The sequence below is a fragment of the Amycolatopsis nalaikhensis genome (assembly GCF_030264295.1).
GTDB classification, from domain to species: domain Bacteria; phylum Actinomycetota; class Actinomycetes; order Mycobacteriales; family Pseudonocardiaceae; genus Amycolatopsis; species Amycolatopsis nalaikhensis.
Window position 1 is genome coordinate 573,845 of sequence record NZ_CP127173.1, and the last position, 20,587, is coordinate 594,431.

Here is a 20,587-nt window from a genome sequence, read left to right on the forward strand (position 1 = left end):
ACGGCCGGGCCCTTCGCGAAGCGGCCGTCGTAGGCGTAGGACGCGGAAAGTCCGGAGTAGAACGACGCGAGCTTCCCGCTCGACGACGTTTCGCAGCTGATCGCCGCGGACGCCGGTCCGGCCGCCACCGCCGTGGCGCCGAAGGCGAGGGCCACCGCCATCGCGGTGACCGAGGCCTTCCTGGTCGAGGTGTGCATCGGGCTCCCTGTCGTCGGCGTTGCCTTACCGGCCTGGGACTCGCAGGAATGATCTCCGGTTCCGTCGATCACCCGGGGTGACCGGGGTACCCCGTTCGGTCTATGGTCCGGACCACATTAATGGTCTATACCAATCAGGTCAGGAAGTCCCGCCGCCGCGCTCGTCGTCGTGGAGGTCCCACCATGCGTCTCCGTTCCCTGCTGGCCGCCGTGGGCGGTCTGGCCCTGCTCACCACCGGGCTCGCCGCGCCCGCGGACGCCGCGGCCGGGTCGCCGATCCCGGTCGGGCCCTACGTCGACATGGGCGCCTGGCCGACACCCAGCCTGTCGGCGATGTCGGCCGCGAGCGGCGTCAAAGGCTTCACGCTGGCGTTCGTCAACTCCTACGGCTGCAAGGCCAGCTGGTTCGGCGCCTACGACCCGCGCACGGCGTGGCAGAAGGAGGAGATCGCCAAGATCCGAACCGCGGGCGGCGACGTCAAGATCTCCTTCGGCGGGGCGTCGGGCATCGAGCTGGCCCAGGCGTGCAGCACGTCCGCCCAGGTCGCGGCCGAGTACGACGCCGTCGTCAAGGCGTACGGACTGAAGTACGCGGACTTCGACATCGAAGGCGCGGCGATCGCGGACCCGACGACGATCGCCCGGCGCTCCCAGGCGTTGAAAACACTGCAGAACAACAACCCCGGCTTGAAGATCTCGCTGACGCTGCCGGTGCTGCCGACCGGCCTCACGGCCGACGGGCTCAACGTCGTCAAGGCGGCCAAGGACGCCGGGGTGACCCTGGACCTGGTCAACATCATGGCGATGGACTACTACCAGGGCGCGGGCGACCAGGGCGCGAAGGCGATCTCGGCGGCCAACGCGACGCAGGCGCAGCTCAAGTCCCTGTTCGGGCTGACCGACGCGGCGGCGTGGAAGAAGGTCGGCGTGACCCCGATGATCGGCGTCAACGACTCGCAGAACGAGATCTTCTACCAGAAGGACGCGCAGGCCCTGGTCGCCTTCGCCAAGACCGTGCACCTGGGCATGCTGTCGTTCTGGGAAGCGGGCCGCGACGCCAACGCGTGCACCGGGGCGCTCTACAAGTGCACCAATGTGCCGCAGTCGCCGTACGAGTTCGCGAAGATCTTCGCGGGTTACACGGGCTGAGTCACCACTGGGCGGCGTCCGCGAGCAGTGCGTCCCGCACCGCGGCGGGCCCCGCCCGGCACGGCTCCGCCCTGGTCACCGCGAACAGCGTGTTGATCGGTGGCTCCGGTGGATCGAGCAGCGGCACCAGGTCTCCCGCGGCCAGTTCCGCCGCGCACAGGTACCTCGGCAGCACGCTCACGCCCATCCCCGCGCGCACGCACGTCAGCACTCCGCGCAGGTCCGGGACGACGACCGCGGGCCCCGCCGGTGGCCGGACGCCCAGCACCGAACGCCAGTAACGGCGGATGATCGGCAACTCCTCGGCGTAGGCCACCAGCGGTGCCGTCCGCGGGTCGCCGTCGAAGCCGCGGGGGCCGACCAAGACGAACTCCTCGTCCGTCAACGGCGTTGCCGCGAACCCGCGGCCGCGCGGACGGATCGTCGACACCACCAGGTCGAACCTACGTTGTGCCAGGCCCGCCAGGAGGTCTTCGGCCAGGCCGAACGTCACCCGCAGCTTCAGCCCGGACGCGACCAGGCCCGCCAGCGCGGGCAGGACGCGGGCCGTCGTCAGCTCGGCCGGTCCGGCCAGGTGCACCGGGGTCGCGAAGGGATCCGCTTCGCCGATCGCGACCGTCGCCAGCGCGTCCACGTGCGGGGCTATCCGGGCGGCCAGCTCGTCGGCCGCCGGGGTCGGCGTCACGCCGCGGGCGCGCCGGACGAACAGCTGCCGCCCCAGCTGGTCTTCGAGGCTTCTGACCTGCGCGGTCACCGTCGGCTGGGACAGCCCCAGCGACGGTGCCGCGCCCGTCAGCGAACCCGCCCGGTAGACGGCCAGGAAGGTTCGCAGCAGGTCGAGGTCCAGGTCAGTCCTCGACCAGCTCGATCGAATCCACGACGTTCGGGTAGAACGCGACGTGGTCCTTGATCGGCGCGACCGCGTCGTACGGCTTCTCGTACGTCCAGACCGAGTTCTCGCCCGCCGGGAGCGAGTAGTAGCTCGCCTCGCCCTTGTACGGGCAGTACGTCTCGTGGTCCGTGCGCTCCAGCACGCTGAAGTCGACGTCCTCCCGCGGGATGTACTGGACCGCCGGGTACGTCGATTCCTGCAGGGTGAGCGCGTTGCGGCTGTCCGCGACGACGCGCCCGCCCGCCTTGACCACCACGCGGGACTTGGTCGGCTCGACGGTGATCGGGTGGTCCGGGCCCGGCTGCAGAACCTGCTTGGCCATGTCTGCTCCCTGAGTGTCCTGTGTCTCAGGTGCAGCACACCGGGCCCGGCCGATATTCCGGATCAGGGCAGGTAGTACATCGGGTTCGGCAGCTTGACCGGGTGCAGCGCGTAGCCGCCTTCGAGGTCGCTGAACTGGTCACCGACGTTGAGCACGATCTTCGCGCCGGTCGCCTCGATGTGCGCGCGCGTACCCGACTTGTACTGGACCGTGTTGCAGGTCAGCCCGCACGGCAGGTAGTCCGGCGCGGTCGTCTTCGGCTTGAAGAACGCGCCCGCCGGCGCCGGGTAGCCCTCGTTGGCCAGGTTCTTCAGCGACTGCGGGCCCTGGAACTCGTTGCGGCCGGTCAGGAAGTACACCTTCACGCCGCGCTGCGCGGCCCAGTTGGCCAGCTCCAGCACCGGCTTGTTCGCGACGAACGTGCCGTTGTCGATCGCCTGCTGCTGCTTGACCGGGTCGAACCCGAAGTCGTTGTCGGCCTCCCAGCCGTAGGTGACCTCGGACGTGTCGTCGACGTCCAGCACGATCGCCGGGTTGGTCACGCGGCCGAGCTGCTGCTGCAGGAAGCGCTTCGCGTCGGTGACGATCTTGTTCGTGTCCTTCACGAACTGGCTCGTGTCGGAGTAGTGGTGCTTGCCCGCGGCGTCGAGGTAGTCGCCGTAGTACGCCTTGACGTCGAGCTTGACCTGGCCGATGTTGGCCGGCTCCTTCGAGCGGGCGGCAGTCGAGTCGTCCGATCCGGCCAGCGCGGTGGCTCCCGAAGCGACGGTGGCGCCGATGGCCGCGGCGGCGGCGAGCTTGACGAGACCTGACCATTTTGCGAACACGGCGACCCTCCAGTGCTGACTTGCCGACCGGGGGAACCTACGTCACGTTCACCGGGAGTTCCACCCCTCGAAAGTTTCCGTTCACCGCTCGGCGCGGCAGAGGAACGCCACCGGCGACCGCCCGATCCGCGTCAGCACCACCGACGCTTCGGCCGCACCACGCGGTTTCAGCCGCCGCCGCAGCGCGTCCGGGTCGACGTCCAGGCCGCGGACGAGGATCTCCAGCCGCCCGACATCGTGGTTTTTCAACGCGGCTTTCAGCGCTTTCTCGCTGTACGGGCCGTGCTCCAGGACGCGGAAGGCGCGCACGCCCGGCGGCGGGGTGTCACCGGTCAGGTACGCGATGCGTTCGTCCAGCTGCCACAACCCGTGCCGCGCCGCGTAGTGGCGGACGAGCCCGGCGCGCACGACCGCGCCGTCCGGGTCGACGATGAACTCCCCGGGCGCCCGCGTGGGCAGTTCGTCCGGTTCCGCGTCGGTGACCGTCCACTGTGTCCCGTCCGAACGCAGCACGGTCGCCCGGCGCGTGACGCCGGTGCCCAGGCCGCGCCACAGGCAGGACTCGCGCACCTGGCCGTCGAGCGACACCAGCTCGACCTCGTCGGCCCACGGCGTGATCGCGAAGTCCAGTCCGGGCGCGCACTTCACCGACAGCGCGCGGCCCGGGTACGCCTCGACGAGCCCGTCGAGCGGCGGCAGGAAGTCCCCGGGTTTCCACGACCGGCGTCCGGCCGAGTCCCGCCGGGCCGGATCCGCGACGACGACGCCGGAACGGCTGACCGGGCGCAGCGCGTCGGCGCGCGCGAGTCCGAACGCGACACCGGCGGCGACGCCGTTGTGGCGGGCCATCGCCAGCCGCACCGGGTCCACATCGGACCCCAGGGCGCGCCGTGCCACGCGCGCGATTTCGACGAGGTCCGCGCCGACCGAGCAGGTGACGTCGTGGACGTCGAGCCCGGCCAGTCGCGACGCGCGGTGCCGCGCCACGATCGACGCACTCGCCTGCTGGAGCGCGTCGGAGGTGAACAGCCAGTCCTCACCGGACAGTTTCGCGACGGACTTCCGGCGCAGCAGCACGGTTTCCAGCACGGCGGCCGCGTGCTCCTCGCCCACCAGGCGGCGAACAGCGGCGACCGAAGCGATCCGGTCGGTCAGCGGCAGGGCCGAAACCTCGGCGAGCGCCGCGACACCCGCGTCGGAGCGCAGGTAGGCGACGTCGCCGAGGCTGAACGAATAACCCAATTCAGGACGGCCGCTTGGTCCCGGTGATCATCACGTTGTAGAACAGCTCGCGCGGCAGGATCTTGGCCAGCACCTTCTTGTCCACGGCGGACAGCCGCAGCCACAGGTGGTAGGCGAACATCCGCCAGCGCACGGTCAGCTTCTCCGACGGCACCGCGGCCTCGAACGTCCGGATCGGCCAGCCCGCGAGCGCCGCGGCGAACTCCTCGGTGACCGCCCGGACGTCCTGGGCGCCCGCGCCGCGGGCCCACGACTCCAGCTCCGACGGGTCGAAGGTGTGGATGTCGACGACGGCCTCCAGCGCGGCCGCGCGCGAGGACTCGTCCAGCTCCTCCTGCGGACGGCGCCAGCCGCGCAGCGCGGGCAGCTTCGTCACGCGGGTGGTCAGGAACCAGGTGAGCTGGCCGAGCTTGCGGGCGTAGAAGTCGCCGACCTTGGTCGGCTCGCCCGCGAAGACGAACCGGCCGCCCGGCTTGAGCACGCGCAGCACCTCGCGGAACGCCGCCTGGACGTCCGGGATGTGGTGCAGCACCGCGTGCCCGACCACCAGGTCGAACGTGTTGTCGTCGTACGGGATGCGCTCGGCGTCGGCGACCCGGCCGTCGACGTCGAGGCCGAGCTTCTCGGCGTTGCGCAGCGCGACCTGGACCATGCCGGGCGAGAGGTCGGTGACCGAGCCCTTCTTGGCGACGCCGCCCTGCATCAGGTTGAGCAGGAAGAACCCGGTGCCGCTGCCCAGCTCCATCGCGTGCTGGTAGGGCTGGCCGTCTTCGCCCGCGACGGCGTTGAACACGTCGGTGGCGTAGGAGATGCAGCGCTCGTCGTACGAGATCGACCACTTCTCGTCGTAGGTGCCGGCTTCCCAGTCGTGGTAGAGCACGTTCGCCAGCTTGGGGTCGGCGTAGGCGGCCTGGACCTCTTCGGCGGTGGCGTGCGGGTTGGGCGCCGGGTCGTTCACGTCGGTCAAGGCGTCATTTCCCTTCGAAAGTGGCCTTGCCGGGCCCGTTTTCGATGAACGACTTCATGCCGTTCCGCTGGTCTTCGGTCGCCCACAGCGCGGCGAACAGGTGCGACTCGAGCCGGAGCGCGTTCGGGAGGTCCATGTCGAGACCGCCGTCGATGGCCGCCTTCGCCGCGCGCAGGGCGACGGCGGGGCCGTTCGCGAACTGGGCCGCCCACTTGTGCGCGGCCGCGTAGACGTCGTCGGGGGCGACGACCTGGTCCACGATTCCCAGCCGCAGCGCCTCTTCGGCCTTGACGAACCGTCCGGTGTAGACGATGTCCTTGGTCTTGCTCGGACCGATCAGGCGCGCCAGGCGCTGAGTGCCGCCCGCGCCCGGGATGACGCCGAGCTGGATCTCCGGCTGGCCGACCTTGACGTTGTCGCCGGCGACCCGCCAGTCCGCGGTCAGCGCCAGCTCCAGGCCGCCGCCGAGGGCGTAGCCGGTGACGGCCGCGACGACCGGCTTCGGGATGTTCGCGATGGCCGCGAGGGTGCCGGTGAGGTTCGCGCCGAACTTGGCGATCTCCGGGTAGGTGCGCGTGGCCATCTCCTTGATGTCCGCGCCGCCCGCGAAGGTCTTCTCGCCGCCGTAGAGGATCACCGCGCGGACGTCGTCGCGCTCGGTGGCTTCCTTCGCCAGCTCCGCGAGCTCGGCGGTGACCTGGGCGTTCAGGGCGTTGACCGGCGGCCGGTCGAGCCGGATGGTGCCGACCCCGTCCTTGACCTCCAGGGTTACGAACTCTCCCACGCCCATCCTCCTCGTTGACGACTTGCCAGCAGGCTACCCGCCGGTAAGGGACACCTTAGCGACGGCGGGCGAAGAAGCGATCGCCGGAACGCTCGAGCACGAGGTCCTGGTCGAACGTCTTCGACAGGTTTTCGCTGGTGATGACGTCGTCGACCAGCCCGGACACCACGGCGTGGCCGTCACGCAGCAGCAGCGCGTGGGTGAAGCCCGGCGGGATCTCCTCGACGTGGTGGGTGACCAGCACCAACGCGGGCGCGTCCGGGTCGAGCGCCAGGTCGGACAGCCGCGCGACCAGGTCCTCGCGGCCGCCGAGGTCGAGGCCCGCGGCGGGCTCGTCGAGCAGCAGCATCTCCGGGTCGGTCATCAGCGAGCGGGCGATCAGCGCGCGTTTGCGCTCGCCCTCCGACAGCGTGCCGAACGTGCGCTCGGCCAGGTGCCCGATGCCCATCGCGTCCAGCAGTTCGGTGGCACGGGCGGTGTCGAGGGTGTCGTATTCCTCACGCCAGCGGCCGAGCACCGCGTACCCGGCGCTCACGACGACGTCCTTGACCAGCTCGTCGCCCGGCACGCGCTGGGCGATCGCGGCCGAGGTGAAGCCGATGCGCGGGCGCAGGTCGAAGATGTTGACCCGGCCGATCCGCTCGCCGAGCAGGTCGACCTCGCCGGTGGTCGGGTGCAGCTCGGCCGCGGCGAGGCGCAGCAGCGTGGTCTTGCCCGCGCCGTTGGGGCCGAGCACCACCCAGCGCTCGTCCAGTTCCACGCTCCAGTCGAGGCCGGCGAGGAGGTCGTTGGTCCCCCGGCGGACGCCGACACCGGCCATCCGGACCACGAGGTCGTCAAGTTCGCTGGGCTGGATCGGCTCGCTCACGAGGCCCATTCTGTCTGCCGTCGCGCGCGCGTGCGCACCCGCCCGGGTGAGACGGTGAACACGCAGGTCGGAGCGAGTCCACCACGTGGAACGGCGCGCTCGGCGCGGCGCCGGTGTGGCACGATCACCACCATGTCAGCCGACGCGCCCGCGACCCCGGTCACCCGGGGCGCGTTCTGGCGCCGTCGCACGATCGACCTGCTCCTCGTCGCTTCGGCCGGGTGTACGCGGGCGCGGCTCCGCTGATCTTCCCCGCGGTGCCGCGCTGCCTCGCGTCCTGATCACTTCGCGTCCGAGGAGCACCCGCGTTGACCACGTCACTCGTCCGTCCGCCCATCGAAACCCACCCGCGCCTGACCGACCCGCTGCTGCCGGAGCTGCTGCACCCTTCGCGCCTGCTCTGGACCCCGCGGGAGCTGGCGGACCTGACGACCACCGTCGCCACCGAACTGACCGCCGGCCTGCGGGAGATCCTGCGGTTCGACGAGGACCGCCGCTGGTGGGCCCGGCTGGCCCTGACCGACGGCGTCGAGCTGTGGCTGCTGTCGTGGCTGCCCGGCCAGCGGACGAAGCCGCACGACCACGGCGGCGCGTCCGGCTCGTTCACTGTGCTGCAGGGCGAGCTCGGCGAGGAGTACCGCTACCCCGGCGGCCCGATCCGGCGCCGCACGCACGTGGCGGGCGAGGGCATCGGCTTCGGCGCGGGCCGCGCCCACCAGGTCACCGGCCTCGGTGACCAGCCCGCGGCGAGCGTCCACGCGTATTCGCCGCCGCTGGTGCCGACGCGGGAGTACACGACCCTCGCCGAAGTGCCGGCCGAGATCCCGCCACTGCCGGTTATCGTCGGTGGATGAGCGCGATCGATTCTCTCCTGGAGCGGGCCCGGTCCGGACTGGACCGGGTCGGCCCGGAGCGGGCTCGCGAATTGCAGGAGGCGGGCGCGCTGCTGGTCGACATCCGGCCGCTGGCCAACCGCGAGGCCGAGGGCGAGATCCCGGGCTCGGTGGTCGTCGAGCGGATCCACCTGGAGTGGCGGCTGGCGCCGGACAGCGAGTGGAAGCTGCCGGGTGTGACGGCGGATTCGACGGTCGTCGTGCTGTGCAACGAGGGCTACGCGTCCAGCCTGGCGGCGGCCGACCTGCAGCGGCTGGGGCTGCGCAACGCGACCGACCTCGAAGGCGGCTTCCGCGCCTGGGCTTCCGCCGGGCTGCCCGTGCAGACCGGCGGAAGCCCCGCGGTGCCTTAGCCGCTCGTGAGTGTTTAGGGCGGGGTGGTTTCAAGCGGTCGTCGCAACAGGGTCCTGTGTGGACAGTAGCAGCGCGAGGCGCTCGGCTGGGGTGTCCCAGCCGAGCGTCTTGCGAGGACGGCCGTTGAGCTCGGCAGCGACTTTCGCCAGGTCAGCAGGGGTGTGCACCGACAGATCGGTGCCTGTGGGGAAGTACTGCCGCAGCAGCCCGTTGGTGTTCTCGTTCGACCCCCGCTGCCAGGGCGAGTGCGGATCACAGAAGTAGATCGCCATGTCGGTGGCCAGGGTGATGGTGGCGTGCTGGGCCATCTCGGTGCCCTGATCCCAGGCCAGCGACCGGCGCAGCTCCTGCGGCAACCCCCGGATGACGGTGATCATCGCCTCGGCGACCGCGGCGGCGTCTTTGCCGCCGGGCAGGTGCAGCAGCAGGCAGAACCGGGTGCTGCGCTCGACCAGGGTCCCGATCACCGAGCGGCCGTCCTTGCCGACGATCAGGTCGCCTTCCCAGTGCCCCGGGACGGCCCGGTCGGCGGCCTCGGCGGGCCGCTCGGAGATCGGGACCATCCCGGCGATCCTGCCCTGGCGGGCCCGGCGCCCGTCGGGGGTGCGCTGGGGCTTGCGGATCGCGCGTCCGGTGCGCAGGCACGCGGCCAGCTCCCGGCGCAGCGCACCGCGGCCTTGGACGTAGATGGCCTGGTAGATCGTTTCGTGGGTCACGTGCATCCTCGGCTGGTCGGGGAAGTCCCGTTTCAGCCTGGCAGCGATCTGCTCGGGCGACCACCGCGCGGTCAGGTCCTGCTGGACACGGTCGTGCAGGACCGGGTCGGTGGCCAGTTTCGCGGGTTTCGGTCGTTTCGCGCGTTGCTCGGCGGTGTGCTGGGCGCTGCTGGCCCGATAGCGTCCACCTCCGGTGCTGTTGCGGTCCAGTTCCCGCCCGATGGTGGACCGGTGGCGGCCCAGCCGCCGCGCGATCTCCGCCCGTGGCACGTCCTGGGCGTGCAGGACCATGATCTCCTCCCGCTCGGCCAGCGAGAGATAGCGGCTCGAGCAGGCTGTCGGCGCGTTGGTGATCACGCCTCCAGCCTGCTCGAACAGTCGTCTTCCGCTGGCCGGCGACACGCCCGCGGCCCTCGCGGCGTGTTCTACGGGCAGCCCTGCTCGGATCTGGTCCCAGAATGCCACCCGGACGTCGCGGGACAGCCACCGACGGCGATCGTTTTCGGTCATGGCAACACCTCTCAGGTCAGGTGTTGCAACGACCGCTAGAACCCAAGCGGTTCTAACCGCCCTAAACACTCACGACAGGGCGAGCGGGCGGAGTCAGGCCAGCGCCGGAGCGACGTTCTCGGTGAACAGGTCGATGCCGGATCGGTCGTACGCGGCTTCGGGGAAGTTGAAGATCGCGTAGGACATACCCAGCTCGCCCATGGCGGCGAGCTTCTCGGTGACCTGCTCGGGCGTGCCGGTGGTCGGGCTGTTCTCGAAGTTGCCCGCCCACCGCTCGACGGCGTCGGCCTCGATGTACTTGCCCAGGTGGGACCGCAGCCAGGCCAGCTTGTCCTGAACGTCCTTTTCGGTCTCGCCGAGGACGATGTTGTGGTTGGCCGAGCGCACGATGGCGTCGAAGTCGGTGCCGACGTCCTTGCAGTGCTGCGCGAGGATCTCCGACTTGCGGGTGAAGGTCTCCGGGTCGGCGGCGAAGTTCGTGTACTTCGCGTACTTCGCGGCGATCCGGAGGGTCTTCTTCTCCCCGCCACCGGCGATCCACAGCGGGATGCCGCCGTCCTGCGGCGGCAGCGGACGCAGGATGGCCCCGTCCGTCCGGTAGTGCTTGCCGTCCAGTGTGGACTTTCCGGTGGTCCAGAGGTCGCGCATGATCTGCACGCCTTCGTCGAGCTGGCCGAGCCGCTCACCGGCGCCCGGGAAGCCGTAGCCGTAGGCCCGCCACTCGTGCTCGTACCAGCCCGCGCCGATCCCCATCTCGACGCGGCCGCCGGAGATGATGTCGGCGGTGGCGGCGACCTTCGCGAGGTAGGCGGGGTTGCGGTACCCCATGCAGGTGCACATCTGCCCGAGCCGCACGGTGTCGGTCGCGGCGGCGAAGGCCGAGATCAGCGACCAGGCCTCGTGCGTGGCCTCTTCGGTCGGGACGGGCACGGTGTGGAAGTGGTCGTAGACCCAGATCGATTCGAAGGGCCCGGCCTCCGCGTGTTTCGCCAGGCCGAGCATGGTCTTCCAGTGGTCCGCGGGATCGATGCCGGCGAGGTCCAGCCGCCAGCCCTGCGGGACGAAGATTCCGAAGCGCATGCCCACAACTTAGCCGTGCTCAGCGGTCGGCGCCGCGCATTTCCGCCTGGAGCGACTCCAGGTCAGCGCCGCGGCGACAGGCCATCCGACCGCGGCGGGCCGCCGGGCGCGCGGGTCAGGCCAGCACGACGCGGGCCAGCTCGGCCGGAGCGGCCAGCAGCCCGTGCTTCGGCAGCACCCGCACCGTGTACCCGACCGATCCCGGCCGCGGCAGCTTCAACCGGGCGGCGAACGCGCCGATGCCGTCCGCCGTCATCGGGACCGTCACCGTGTCGCGCAGCTCGTCGTCGTCGCCCACCTGGCCGACCACCGCCTGGATGTCCACTTCGGACGGATCGAGGCCGGCCAGGTCGATGCGCGCGCGGATCGTCACCTCCGTGCCGACCACCAGTGGCTCCGTCGCCTCGACCAGCAGCTCCGAGTCGAAGATCCGCACCCGGGGCCAGGACACCTCGAGCTTCGTCCGGTAGTCCGCCAGGGACAGCGCACCCCGGTAGCCGTCGCCGGTCGCCGCCGCCACCATCCTGGACGCCGGGAGGTAGCCGTTGTCCACGTACTCCCGCACCATCCTGGACGCCTGGACCCGCGGCCCCAGCGTCTCCAGCGTGTGCCACACCATCGACAGCCAGCCCGTCGGCACGCCGTCGGCCGAGCGGTCGTAGAACAGCGGCGCGATCTGCTGGCCCAGCAGCTCGTACAGCGCCGCCGCCTCGAGGTCGTCACGGCGCAGCGGGTCCGTGACGCCGTCCGCCGTCGGGATCGCCCAGCCGTTGCTGCCGTCGTAGCACTCGTCCCACCAGCCGTCGCGGATCGACAGGTTGAGGCCGCCGTTCAGCGCCGACTTCATGCCCGACGTCCCGCACGCCTCCAGCGGCCGCACCGGGTTGTTCAGCCACACGTCGCAGCCGCGGTACAGGTACCTCGCCATCGACATGTCGTAGTCCGGCAGGAACACGATCCGGTGCCGCACGTCCGCGCCGTCGACGAACCGGACGATCTGCTGGATCAGCTGCTTGCCGTTCTCGTCGGCCGGGTGCGACTTGCCCGCGACGACCACCTGGATCGGCCGGTCTTCGTCGAGCAGCAGCGTGCGCAGCCGCTCGGGGTCGCGCAGCATCAGCGTCAGCCGCTTGTACGTCGGGACGCGGCGGGCGAACCCGACCGTCAGCACGTCCGGGTCGAAGACCGAGTCCACCCAGCCCAGCTCCAGCGGTGACGCGCCGCGCTGCAGCCACGCCGCGCGCACCCGGCGCCGCACCTCGTGCACCAGCTTCTCGCGCAGGTCGCGCCGCAAGCCCCACAGCTGCGCGTCGGACACTCCGTCGCGCAGCGGCCCCTCGCCGACGTCGAGGCCCCACTCGCGGCCGAGCAACGTGCTCAGCTCGCGCGCCACCCACGTCGGCCCGTGGACGCCGTTCGTCACCGACGAGATCGGCACCTCGTCGTCGTCGAAGCCGGGCCACAGCCGGGAGAACATCTTGCGCGTGACGCGCCCGTGCAGCTGCGAGACGCCGTTCGCGCGCTGCGCCAGCCGCAGGCCCATGTGCGCCATGTTGAACAGCCCGGGGTTGTCCTCGGCGCCGAGCGCGAGCACGCGGCGCGGGTCGATGTCCGGGACGAGCCTGCCGTCGGCGAAGTAGCGCTGCACCAGGTCCACCGGGAACCGGTCGATGCCCGCGCTGACCGGCGTGTGCGTGGTGAACAGCGTGCCGGCCCGGACCGCGGGCATGGCTTCGTCGAACGCGAGGCCGTCGGCCTGGACGATCTCGCGGGCGCGCTCCAGGCCCAGGAAGCCCGCGTGTCCCTCGTTCGTGTGGAACACCATCGGCTGCGGGTGCCCGGTCAGCTCGCAGTACTTGCGGACCGCCCGGAACCCGCCGATGCCCGCCAGGATCTCCTGCCGCAGCCGGTGGTCGGCGTCGCCGCCGTAGAGCCGGTCGGTGACGCCGCGCAGGTCTTCGTCGTTGGCCTCGGTGTCGGTGTCGAGCAGCAGCAGCGGGACCCGGCCGACGCGGGCCTGCCAGATCTGCGCGCACAGCTCGCGTCCGCCCGGCATGGCGACGCCGATCAGCACCGGCCGCCCGCCCGCGGTCAGCAGTTCCAGGGGGAACGCGTTCGGGTCGATCACCGGGTAGTGCTCGACCTGCCAGCCGTCCAGCGACAGCGACTGCCGGAAGTAGCCGTTGCGGTAGAGCAGGCCGACGCCGACCATCGGCACGCCCAGGTCGGACGCCGCCTTCAGGTGGTCGCCCGCCAGGACGCCGAGGCCGCCGGAGTAGTTCGGCAGGGCTTCGGTGACACCGAACTCCATCGAGAAGTAGGCGACCGCGGGCGGCAGGTCCGCGTCGTCGCGCTGCTGGTACCAGCGCGGCTCGGACAGGTAGCGCTCCAGGTCCTGCGCCGCCGCGCGGGCGCGCGCGAGGAAGTCGTCGTCCACGGCCAGCTCGTCGAGGCGCGACGGCGGCAGCGCGGTGAGCATCCGCAGCGGGTCGCGCACGGCGTTGAACAGCTCGGCGTCCATCGACGCGAACAGGTCGCGGGTCGGCGGGTGCCAGGTCCAGCGCAGGTTGGTGGCCAGCGCGCCCAGGCCCGACAGCGATTCCGGGAGACTGGCGCGGACGGTGAACCGGCGGACTGCACGCATGAGATGCGACGATATCGGGCCCCGGCTTGAAGTGCGCAGGGAGTGAGGCTTGTTCCGGTCAGGCCGCCGCGCCCCGCCCGCATACCGCTGATCAGCGTGGAAGTCATGCGGCGGCCGACGGCTGAACAAGCCTCACCAGTTCGGGGATAACGTGCACGCTCCGCGAATGCCCTGGGTATGGTCCTGCCCGTCGGGTACCGGGTGGGCACGAGAGCGAGTGAACAAGATGATCCCAGGGGGAGGACGGCGCGCGCTGGTCGCGTTGCTCGCCGTCGCGGCCGTGGCCGTGAGCGGCTGCAACGGCAAGAGCGGCACCGGGGGCGACCCGGCCAAGGACAACGGCGCCGGCTCGGTCGCCGGGCTGCCGGTGACGCACTTCGAGAGCGGCCTCAAGTCCGGCGCGCCGACGCCGACGCTCGACGTCCGCAACGCCGACGGCGGCGAGGACGACAAGCTCGCCACCGCCGCGATCGACGACGTCCAGACGTACTGGGGCGAGATGCTCCAGTCCAACTTCGGGCAGCAGTTCGAGCCGGTGAAGTCGCTGCTGTCCTACGACGCGCGCTCCGACACCGAGGAAACCGGCTGCGGCAGCGTGAAGAAGCTCGTCAACGCGTTCTACTGCCCGGTCGACGACTCGGTGGCGTGGGACCGCGGCGTGCTGCTGCCGATGCTGCGCGAGCGGTTCGGGCCGATGTCGGTGGTCGTCGTGCTGGCGCACGAGTTCGGCCACGCCGTGCAGTACCGGCTCGGCGACAAGGCCGGGATCACCAAGAGCACCCCGACCGTGGTCAAGGAGCAGCAGGCCGACTGCTTCGCCGGCGGCTACTTCCGCTGGGTCGCCGAGGACAAGAGCAAGTACTACCAGGTGTCGACGTCCGAGGGCCTGAACCAGGTGATGGCGGCGATGTTCCTGATCCGCGACCAGGCGGGCACGAGCGCCGCCGACCGCGGCGCGCACGGCACGGCGTTCGACCGCACCTACGCGTTCCAGGCCGGGTTCGAAAAGGGCCCGAAGGAGTGCGCGGCGATGAACACCGAGAACGTCAAGGCCCGCATCACCGAGCGCCCGTTCGACAAGGGCGACAAGGGCAAGGGCGACGCGAAGTTCGACCAGTCGGCCGTCGAGCTGCTGAAGAAGAGCCTCGACGAGGCCTTCAAGGGCGCCGGGGTCGCCGCGCCGGAGATCACCGACGGCGGCAGCTGCCAGACGACGCCGCCCGCGTCGTACTGCCCGGACGACAACACCGTGAGCATCGACCTGGCCAAGCTCAGGCAGCTGGCCCAGCCGATCGACCGCGAGGCCGAGCAGAAGGGCGAGGACCCGGGTGGCATGGGCGACTTCGCGGCCTTCGCCGAGGTCGCGTCGCGGTACGCGCTGGGCATCCAGAAGGGCGTCGGCGCGTCGATCGACAACGCGAACGCGGGCCTGCGGACGGCGTGCCTGGTGGGCGCGTGGGCGGCGTTCACGAACCGCCCCGGCGACCTGCGGCTCTCGGCCGGTGACCTCGACGAGGCCATCGCGGACCTGCTGCTGCCGGAGAGCCTCGTCTCGGCGGACGTCAACGGCAAGCGCCCGGACAGCGGTTTCGACCGCGTCGAGTCCCTTCGCCGCGGCTACCTCGAAGGCTCGTCGGTCTGCTCGAAGCAGTACGCCTGAGTGCATGAGAAAGGCCCCCACCGCGGTGGGGGCCTTTCTCATGCGGTCTAGAAGAGGGCGGACGCCAGGTCGCGGCGGGCCTTCATGACCCGCTCGTCGGCCGGGTCGAACAGGTCGAACAGCGCCACCAGGTGCTCGCGCACCCGGTTGCGGTCCTCGCCCGCCGTGCGGCGGACCGTGTCGATCAGGCGCTTGAAGCCCGCCTCGACGTCGTTCTCGGCGATCTCCAGGTCGGCCGCGTCGAGCTGGGCGGCCAGGTCGGACGGGTCGGCGTCGGCCTTCGCGCGGGCCTCCGGGTCCGCGCTCTCCGCGCGGGCGGTGAACTTGACCTGGGCCAGCGCGTTCTTCGCCAGCTCGTTGGCCGGTTCGACGTCGAGGATGCGCTCGTAGGCGGCCTGCGCGGCGGCGAAGTCGCCCCGCTCGAAGGCTTCTTCCGCCTCGGTGAAGCGCGGGTCCTCGGGCTCCTCGGCCGCGCCGCCGCCGTTGGCCTCGGCCTCGGCGATCGACGGGAGCTTGTCGCGCAGGGCGTCGATCAGCGCGTTGATCCACTTGCGGATCTCGGGCTCGGGCAGTGCGCCGGAGAAGGCGTCGACGGGCTGGCCGCCGGCGATGGCGACGATCGTCGGGATCGACTGCGCGCCGAACAGCTGCGCGATGCGCGGGTTCGCGTCGACGTCGACCTTCGCGACGACCCAGGCGCCACCGGACTCGGCGGCCATCCGTTCCAGCACCGGGGACAGCTGCTTGCACGGGCCGCACCACTCGGCCCACAGGTCGACGACCACGAGCTGGCGCAGGGACCGCTCCACGACCTCGGCCTGGAAGGTGGCCTCGGTGACATCGATCACGGCCTCGGCCGAGCCGGGCGCGGGCGGGGGCCCGTCACCGGCCGGGGCGGGGGCGCCCGCGGGCGGGGCAGGCTGCTTGCGCGCCGCTTCGGCGCGGGCCTTGAGCGCGGACAGGTCGACCGCGCCGGACAGGGCGGCGGACAGGGCCGCTGACTTCGCTGCAGATCCGCGTGGGTGTGTCACGGCTCCATCCTGGCACGCGCGCCTCCCTGTTTCACCGGGTGCCCGGCCGGTCCGCTTGGCAGGACGGCGCAGCTGGGGCAGGCTCGGCCGGGTGCACATCCGGCGTGACGTGAAGGTGGGCCTGTCGATCGCGGCGGCCGTCGTCTGGATCGGCGCGGTGACCCTGCTGATCGTGCACGAACCGAATCCGGGCGCGGCCTCGCCCGCCGAGCTGCGCGACCGCCTGGCCGTGGCGCTCGACGGTCACGACTCGGACGCGCTCGGCGACCTGCTCGACTACCCCGGCTCGGGCGCCGACGACTTCGCCAAGGACTACGTCGCGGTGCTGGCCGACCACGGCGTGCACGACGTGCGCGTCGAGCTGGGCCCGGACGCGGCGGCCCCGAGCCGCGCGACGATCTCGGGCGCGCTGGGCGACGGCAAGCCGTTCAGCTACCCGCTGACGGTGACGAGCGAAGACGGCCGCTGGACGGTCGCCTTCACCCCGCCACTCCCGTAGCCCCCTCGTGAGTGGAAAACAGTGTTAGAACACTGTTTTCCACTCACGAGCCGTCGCGGAGGTGGGCTTCGACGCGGTCCACCTTGGCCTCGAGCTGGCCGGTGAAACCGGGCCGGATGTCCGCTTTCAGGACCAGGCCGACGCGGGCCGAGCCCTCCCCCGCGGCCTCGACCGCGCGCTTGACGACGTCCATGACTTCGTCCCACTCGCCCTCGATGTTGGTGAACATGGCGTTGGTGGAGTTGGGCAGCCCGGAGTCGCGGACCACCTTCACCGCCCGGGAGACGGCTTCGCTCACCCCGCCGTCGGGGTCCCCGCCGGACGGGCTGACGCTGAACGCGACGATCATGCTCGGAAGTCCCTTCTTCGGTGTTCTTTCCGCCGGTCGTGCGACACCCGCCGGTACCCGCTGGTAACTTCGCGTGTCATGAACCGTCCGCTGCCGTTCGACCCGATCGCCCGCGCGGCACAGCTGTGGGAGGACCGGATCGGGCCCTCCGGCACCATGGCCGCGGTGACCGGCGTGATGCGCGTCCAGCAGATCATCCAGTCCGCGGTGGACGGCGCGCTCAAGCCGCACGGCCTGACCTTCGCCCGGTACGAAGCGCTGGTGCTGCTCACCTTCGCCCGCAGCGCCAGCCTGCCGATGCGGGTGATGGGCGAGCGGCTCCAGCTGCACCCCACCAGTGTCACCAACATAGTCGACCGGCTGGAGCGCGACGGGCTCGTCAAGCGCGTCCCCCACCCGACCGACCGCCGCACGACGCTCGTCGAGATCACCAACGAGGGCCGCAAGCGCCGCGAGGTGGCCACCGAGGCCGTGACGGAGATCGACTTCGGGCTCAACGGCCTCACCGACCGGCAGACCGAGCAGCTGACGGACCTGCTGACGAAGGTGCGCCGCGCCGCCGGGGACTTCACCGAATAGCGGAAAGGCCCGCGCTCGTCGAGCGCGGGCCTTTCTCGTGCACCGGGATCAGGCGGCGACGGGTTCCTCGACCTGGAACAGGCCGACACCGCCGTGGGACAGCCGCTGCGGGCCGTCGAGCTTGCCGTTGCGCAGCGCCCACTTCTCGAACAGCCACGTGAACAGCGGCGGGACGCTGGCGAGCAGCGCGAGGACCAGCGTCTTCGGGCGCCAGCCGAGCGGCTTCGCCACGGACAGGGAGACGACCACGTAGAGGACGAAGATCACGCCGTGCACCATGCCGATGACGGGCACGCCGCCCTCGCCGGCGGAGTGGACGACGTACTTGAGGAACATCCCGACCAGCAGCGCTGCCCAGGACAGGGCTTCGGCTACTGCGGCCACGCGGAACACGAGAGCGGCCTTGCTGGACACTGCTTCCTCCTGTGGGGTCTCACCACGTTGGTCTACACACACGAAAACGCCCGACGTACCGTCCAAGGCGGACTCGCCTTGTACGTCAACGGCATTGTCGGACGTGTTGGTACCAGTGTGAGGCGTGACGGCCCTCACGGGAACACCGGGGCCCGTGACGATGCTCACGGCCGTGGTCCACTGTGGTCTGGACCACGGCCGTGAGCGTCCCTTGTCTACTCCGCGCAGGGCGATGCCGGGGCGGACGCGGGTGACGTGCCCCACGTCGCCGCGGCGGCGTCAGCGGTCAGGCCGAAGTCGAGCGTCGTGCCGCGCTTCAGCTGGTCCACGTTGACGTACACGCGGTCACTGGCCTGCGAACCGACCTTCAGGCCCGAGACGTACTGCAGCTTCGAGCCGTCGGCGCCGGGCGCCTTGATCGTGATGTCCCGGCCGTTCTCCAGGTGCAGCACGGACTTCTCGAACCGCGGCGCGTTCAGCACGAAGTTCCCAGTCCCCGGGACGGCGGGGTAGAGCCCGAGCGCGCTGAAGACGTACCACGCCGACATGGTGCCGAGGTCGTCGTTGCCGGTGACGCCGTTGGGCGCGTTGGTGAACAGCGTGTGCGCCGCCCGCACCACCGTCGACGTCTTCGCCGGCTGCCCGGTGAGCGCGTACATCCACGGCGAGTGCAGGTCCGGCTCGTTGTTCGGGTTGTAGCGGAACTGGTCGTAGTAGTCGTACGGGCCGACGACCCAGTTCTCGCGGACCGCCGTCGCCGGGTTCTTCACCAGCTCGTCGTAGGCGAAGAAGTCGTCGAGGCGCTGGCCGGTCGCCGCCGGGCCGCCCATCCGCTCGACCAGGCCGGGCACGTCCTGCTGGACGAGCCACTGGTACTGCCAGGCCGTGCCCTCGTGGAAGCCGTCCTGGCTCTGCGGGCTGTAGGGCTTGTCCGCGGGCGAGAACCAGGCGCCGCCGAGGACCTTCGGCCGGAAGAAGCCGGTGAAGCCGCGGTCGGTCTGCGTTTCGTCCCACAGCGTCCGGTAGGTCCGGCCCTTCTCGGCCAGCGCCGCCGCGTCGTCCTTCTTCCCGAGCGCCGCGGCCATGACCGACAGCGAACAGTCACCGAGCGCGTACTCCAAGGTGGCCGACGCGCCGTGGTTCGGGTCGGTGTCCTGGCCCTTCTTCGGGAAGTTCGGGTCGTACTGGACGAACCCGTCCTTCTGGTAGCTCGCGTTGCCCGACCGGCCCTGGAACGGCGACGACGCGGGCGGGATCTGCGTCGAGTTCTGCAGCAGCGCCTGGTAGGCGTGCATCTCTTCACCGGACAGCGCGCCGAAGCGCCAGAGGTCCACGAGGAACGGCGTCACCGGGTCGCCGGTCATCGTGTTCGTCTCCTGGCTCGCGTACGCCCACCGCGGCAGCCAGCCGCCCTGGTCGTGGATGGCCAGGATGCTCTTCGCGATGTCCTTGGCGCGGCTGGGCCGCAGCAGCGCCAGCAGCTGGTTCTGCGTGCGGTAGGTGTCCCACAGCGAGAAGAAGTCGTAGTACGTCCAGCCGACCGCGCGGTGGATCTTCTTGTCGAAGCCGTAGTAGCGGCCGTCGGCGTCGTTCGCCGTCAGCGGCTGCAGCAGCGCGTGGTAGAGCGAGGTGTAGAACACCGTGCGGTCGTCGGTCGAGCCACCCTTGATGTCCACAGAGGACAGCTCGCGCCGCCAGGTCTGCTGCACGGCGGCCTTGGCGGCGTCGAACGACCGGATGCGCTCGGCGGCCAGGTTGCCCCGGGCACCCTGCGCGTCCACCTGGGAGATCGCCGTGGTGGCCGTGACCTGGTCCGGGTCGGCGAACGTCAGCCACGCGCCGCGCAGGCCCGCGCCGCCTTCGGAAGAGCGGCTGCCCGGCGTGCCGCCGGTGGGCGACCACGTGCCGAAGGCCTTGAACGGCTTGTCGAACTTCGTCGTGAAGTACGTCGTGTAGGCCTTGCCGCCGCAGAACGCCTGCGACCCCACGGTGCCTTCGACGGTCCGGTCGTCGATGACGCGGATGCTGCTGCCGGTGACCGGTTCCTTGTCGTTGGCCTGTCCGACGTTGACGAAGACGTTGGCGTCACCGGGTTTGGTGAAGGTGTACCGCTCGGCACCCGCGCGGGTCGCGGCGGTCGTCTCGACGTCGACACCGCCGTAGCCGGTGAGGTGGACCTTGTAGTAGCCGGGCTTCCCGATCTCGCCGTCGTGGGTGAACGGCGAGGCGTACAGCTTCTGATCGAAAGTGGCCGCCTTCGCCGTGTCGAACGCCTTGCCGGGCCCCACTTCCCCGGTGGTCGGCAGCGTCGAGACGAGACCGCCCTGCTCCCAGCAGCCCGCGCCGGACAGGAAGAAGTGCCCGAAGCCGCGGATCGCGGTGTCGGTGTAGCGGTACCCGGCGTAGTGCGAGGTGATCGGGCTGACCTGCGTCATCCCGAACGGCGCCGAAGCACCGGGGAACGTGTTGCCCTCATCCTGCGTGCCGATGAACGTGTTGACGGCGTCGAGGGCGTCCCCGCGGGCCGCGGCCGCGGCGGGGGTGACCCCCGTCGCGGCCGCGGCGAGCGTCAGGAAGCCCGCCAGGACTGTGCGTTTCATGGAAGAGAAC

The 20,587-nt window shown here is 70.9% G+C and carries 20 protein-coding genes; 6 read left to right on the top strand and 14 right to left on the bottom strand.

Annotation, left to right across the window (positions count from 1 at the left end; all coding sequences use genetic code 11):
• The first annotated feature begins 380 nt into the window (after positions 1–380).
• On the top strand, positions 381–1,346 hold the full coding sequence (locus QP939_RS02820) for a chitinase (RefSeq protein WP_285454934.1): 966 nt from the start codon (positions 381–383) through the stop codon (positions 1,344–1,346).
• A 1-nt stretch (position 1,347) separates the two neighbouring features.
• On the opposite strand, the gene QP939_RS02825 is transcribed toward QP939_RS02820, so the two are convergent.
• The 7 genes from QP939_RS02825 to QP939_RS02855 form a co-directional block, all read right to left on the bottom strand.
• Positions 1,348–2,220, bottom strand: a complete 873-nt coding sequence (locus QP939_RS02825) for a LysR family transcriptional regulator (protein ID WP_352252570.1) — start codon at positions 2,218–2,220, stop codon at positions 1,348–1,350.
• On the bottom strand, positions 2,195–2,560 hold the full coding sequence (locus QP939_RS02830; RefSeq protein ID WP_285454935.1) for a DUF427 domain-containing protein: 366 nt from the start codon (positions 2,558–2,560) through the stop codon (positions 2,195–2,197). The genes QP939_RS02825 and QP939_RS02830 overlap by 26 nt, the downstream gene beginning before the upstream one ends.
• Positions 2,561–2,622: 62 nt before the next feature.
• Positions 2,623–3,387 carry an HAD family acid phosphatase gene (locus tag QP939_RS02835; RefSeq protein ID WP_285454937.1) on the bottom strand — a complete coding sequence of 255 codons (765 nt, stop codon included), beginning with the start codon at positions 3,385–3,387 and terminating at the stop codon, positions 2,623–2,625.
• Positions 3,388–3,468: 81 nt separating this feature from the next.
• Positions 3,469–4,629 (bottom strand): class I SAM-dependent methyltransferase, encoded by a 1,161-nt coding sequence (locus QP939_RS02840; RefSeq protein ID WP_285454938.1) that lies wholly within the window; start codon positions 4,627–4,629, stop codon positions 3,469–3,471.
• 1 nt (position 4,630) lies between these two features.
• Positions 4,631–5,596 (bottom strand): class I SAM-dependent methyltransferase, encoded by a 966-nt coding sequence (locus tag QP939_RS02845; protein WP_285454940.1) that lies wholly within the window; start codon positions 5,594–5,596, stop codon positions 4,631–4,633.
• Between the two features lie 4 nt (positions 5,597–5,600).
• The gene (locus QP939_RS02850; protein ID WP_285454941.1) at positions 5,601–6,380 is read right to left on the bottom strand and encodes an enoyl-CoA hydratase/isomerase family protein; all 780 of its coding nucleotides are present in this window, start codon (positions 6,378–6,380) and stop codon (positions 5,601–5,603) included.
• Between the two features lie 55 nt (positions 6,381–6,435).
• On the bottom strand, positions 6,436–7,257 hold the full coding sequence (locus tag QP939_RS02855; RefSeq protein ID WP_285454942.1) for an ABC transporter ATP-binding protein: 822 nt from the start codon (positions 7,255–7,257) through the stop codon (positions 6,436–6,438).
• A 299-nt stretch (positions 7,258–7,556) separates the two neighbouring features.
• Here QP939_RS02855 and QP939_RS02860 point away from each other — a divergent pair, with 299 nt between their 5' ends.
• Both QP939_RS02860 and QP939_RS02865 read left to right on the top strand, forming a co-directional pair.
• Positions 7,557–8,102, top strand: a complete 546-nt coding sequence (locus QP939_RS02860; protein ID WP_285454943.1) for a cysteine dioxygenase — start codon at positions 7,557–7,559, stop codon at positions 8,100–8,102.
• Positions 8,099–8,494 (top strand): rhodanese-like domain-containing protein, encoded by a 396-nt coding sequence (locus QP939_RS02865; RefSeq protein ID WP_285454944.1) that lies wholly within the window; start codon positions 8,099–8,101, stop codon positions 8,492–8,494. The genes QP939_RS02860 and QP939_RS02865 overlap by 4 nt, the downstream gene beginning before the upstream one ends.
• 30 nt (positions 8,495–8,524) lie before the next feature.
• On the opposite strand, the gene QP939_RS02870 is transcribed toward QP939_RS02865, so the two are convergent.
• From QP939_RS02870 to glgP, 3 genes are all read right to left on the bottom strand, one after another.
• Positions 8,525–9,721, bottom strand: a complete 1,197-nt coding sequence (locus QP939_RS02870) for an IS30 family transposase (RefSeq protein WP_285454945.1) — start codon at positions 9,719–9,721, stop codon at positions 8,525–8,527.
• 93 nt (positions 9,722–9,814) lie between these two features.
• Positions 9,815–10,801: an LLM class F420-dependent oxidoreductase gene (locus QP939_RS02875; RefSeq protein ID WP_285454946.1), complete on the bottom strand. Its 987-nt coding sequence runs from the start codon at positions 10,799–10,801 to the stop codon at positions 9,815–9,817.
• Between the two features lie 115 nt (positions 10,802–10,916).
• Positions 10,917–13,445 carry an alpha-glucan family phosphorylase gene (glgP, locus tag QP939_RS02880; RefSeq protein WP_285454947.1) on the bottom strand — a complete coding sequence of 843 codons (2,529 nt, stop codon included), beginning with the start codon at positions 13,443–13,445 and terminating at the stop codon, positions 10,917–10,919.
• 226 nt (positions 13,446–13,671) lie between these two features.
• Here glgP and QP939_RS02885 point away from each other — a divergent pair, with 226 nt between their 5' ends.
• Positions 13,672–15,105, top strand: a complete 1,434-nt coding sequence (locus QP939_RS02885; protein WP_285459626.1) for a neutral zinc metallopeptidase — start codon at positions 13,672–13,674, stop codon at positions 15,103–15,105.
• A gap of 47 nt (positions 15,106–15,152) precedes the next feature.
• Here QP939_RS02885 and QP939_RS02890 read toward each other — a convergent pair whose 3' ends face one another.
• Positions 15,153–16,136 (bottom strand): tetratricopeptide repeat protein, encoded by a 984-nt coding sequence (locus tag QP939_RS02890; protein ID WP_285454948.1) that lies wholly within the window; start codon positions 16,134–16,136, stop codon positions 15,153–15,155.
• A 91-nt stretch (positions 16,137–16,227) separates the two neighbouring features.
• Here QP939_RS02890 and QP939_RS02895 point away from each other — a divergent pair, with 91 nt between their 5' ends.
• Positions 16,228–16,635, top strand: coding sequence for a hypothetical protein (locus QP939_RS02895; RefSeq protein ID WP_285454949.1), 408 nt, complete (start codon positions 16,228–16,230; stop codon positions 16,633–16,635).
• Positions 16,636–16,678: 43 nt separating this feature from the next.
• On the opposite strand, the gene QP939_RS02900 is transcribed toward QP939_RS02895, so the two are convergent.
• Positions 16,679–16,984, bottom strand: coding sequence for a thiamine-binding protein (locus QP939_RS02900; RefSeq protein ID WP_285454950.1), 306 nt, complete (start codon positions 16,982–16,984; stop codon positions 16,679–16,681).
• 78 nt (positions 16,985–17,062) lie between these two features.
• On the opposite strand from QP939_RS02900, the gene QP939_RS02905 reads away from it, so the two are divergent.
• Positions 17,063–17,563: a MarR family winged helix-turn-helix transcriptional regulator gene (locus tag QP939_RS02905; RefSeq protein ID WP_285454951.1), complete on the top strand. Its 501-nt coding sequence runs from the start codon at positions 17,063–17,065 to the stop codon at positions 17,561–17,563.
• A 48-nt stretch (positions 17,564–17,611) separates the two neighbouring features.
• Here QP939_RS02905 and QP939_RS02910 read toward each other — a convergent pair whose 3' ends face one another.
• Entirely contained in the window at positions 17,612–17,977 is a 366-nt protein-coding gene (locus tag QP939_RS02910) for a DUF3817 domain-containing protein (RefSeq protein WP_285454952.1), read from the bottom strand.
• A gap of 215 nt (positions 17,978–18,192) precedes the next feature.
• Entirely contained in the window at positions 18,193–20,577 is a 2,385-nt protein-coding gene (locus QP939_RS02915) for a GH92 family glycosyl hydrolase (RefSeq protein ID WP_285454953.1), read from the bottom strand.
• Between the last annotated feature and the right edge of the window lie 10 nt (positions 20,578–20,587).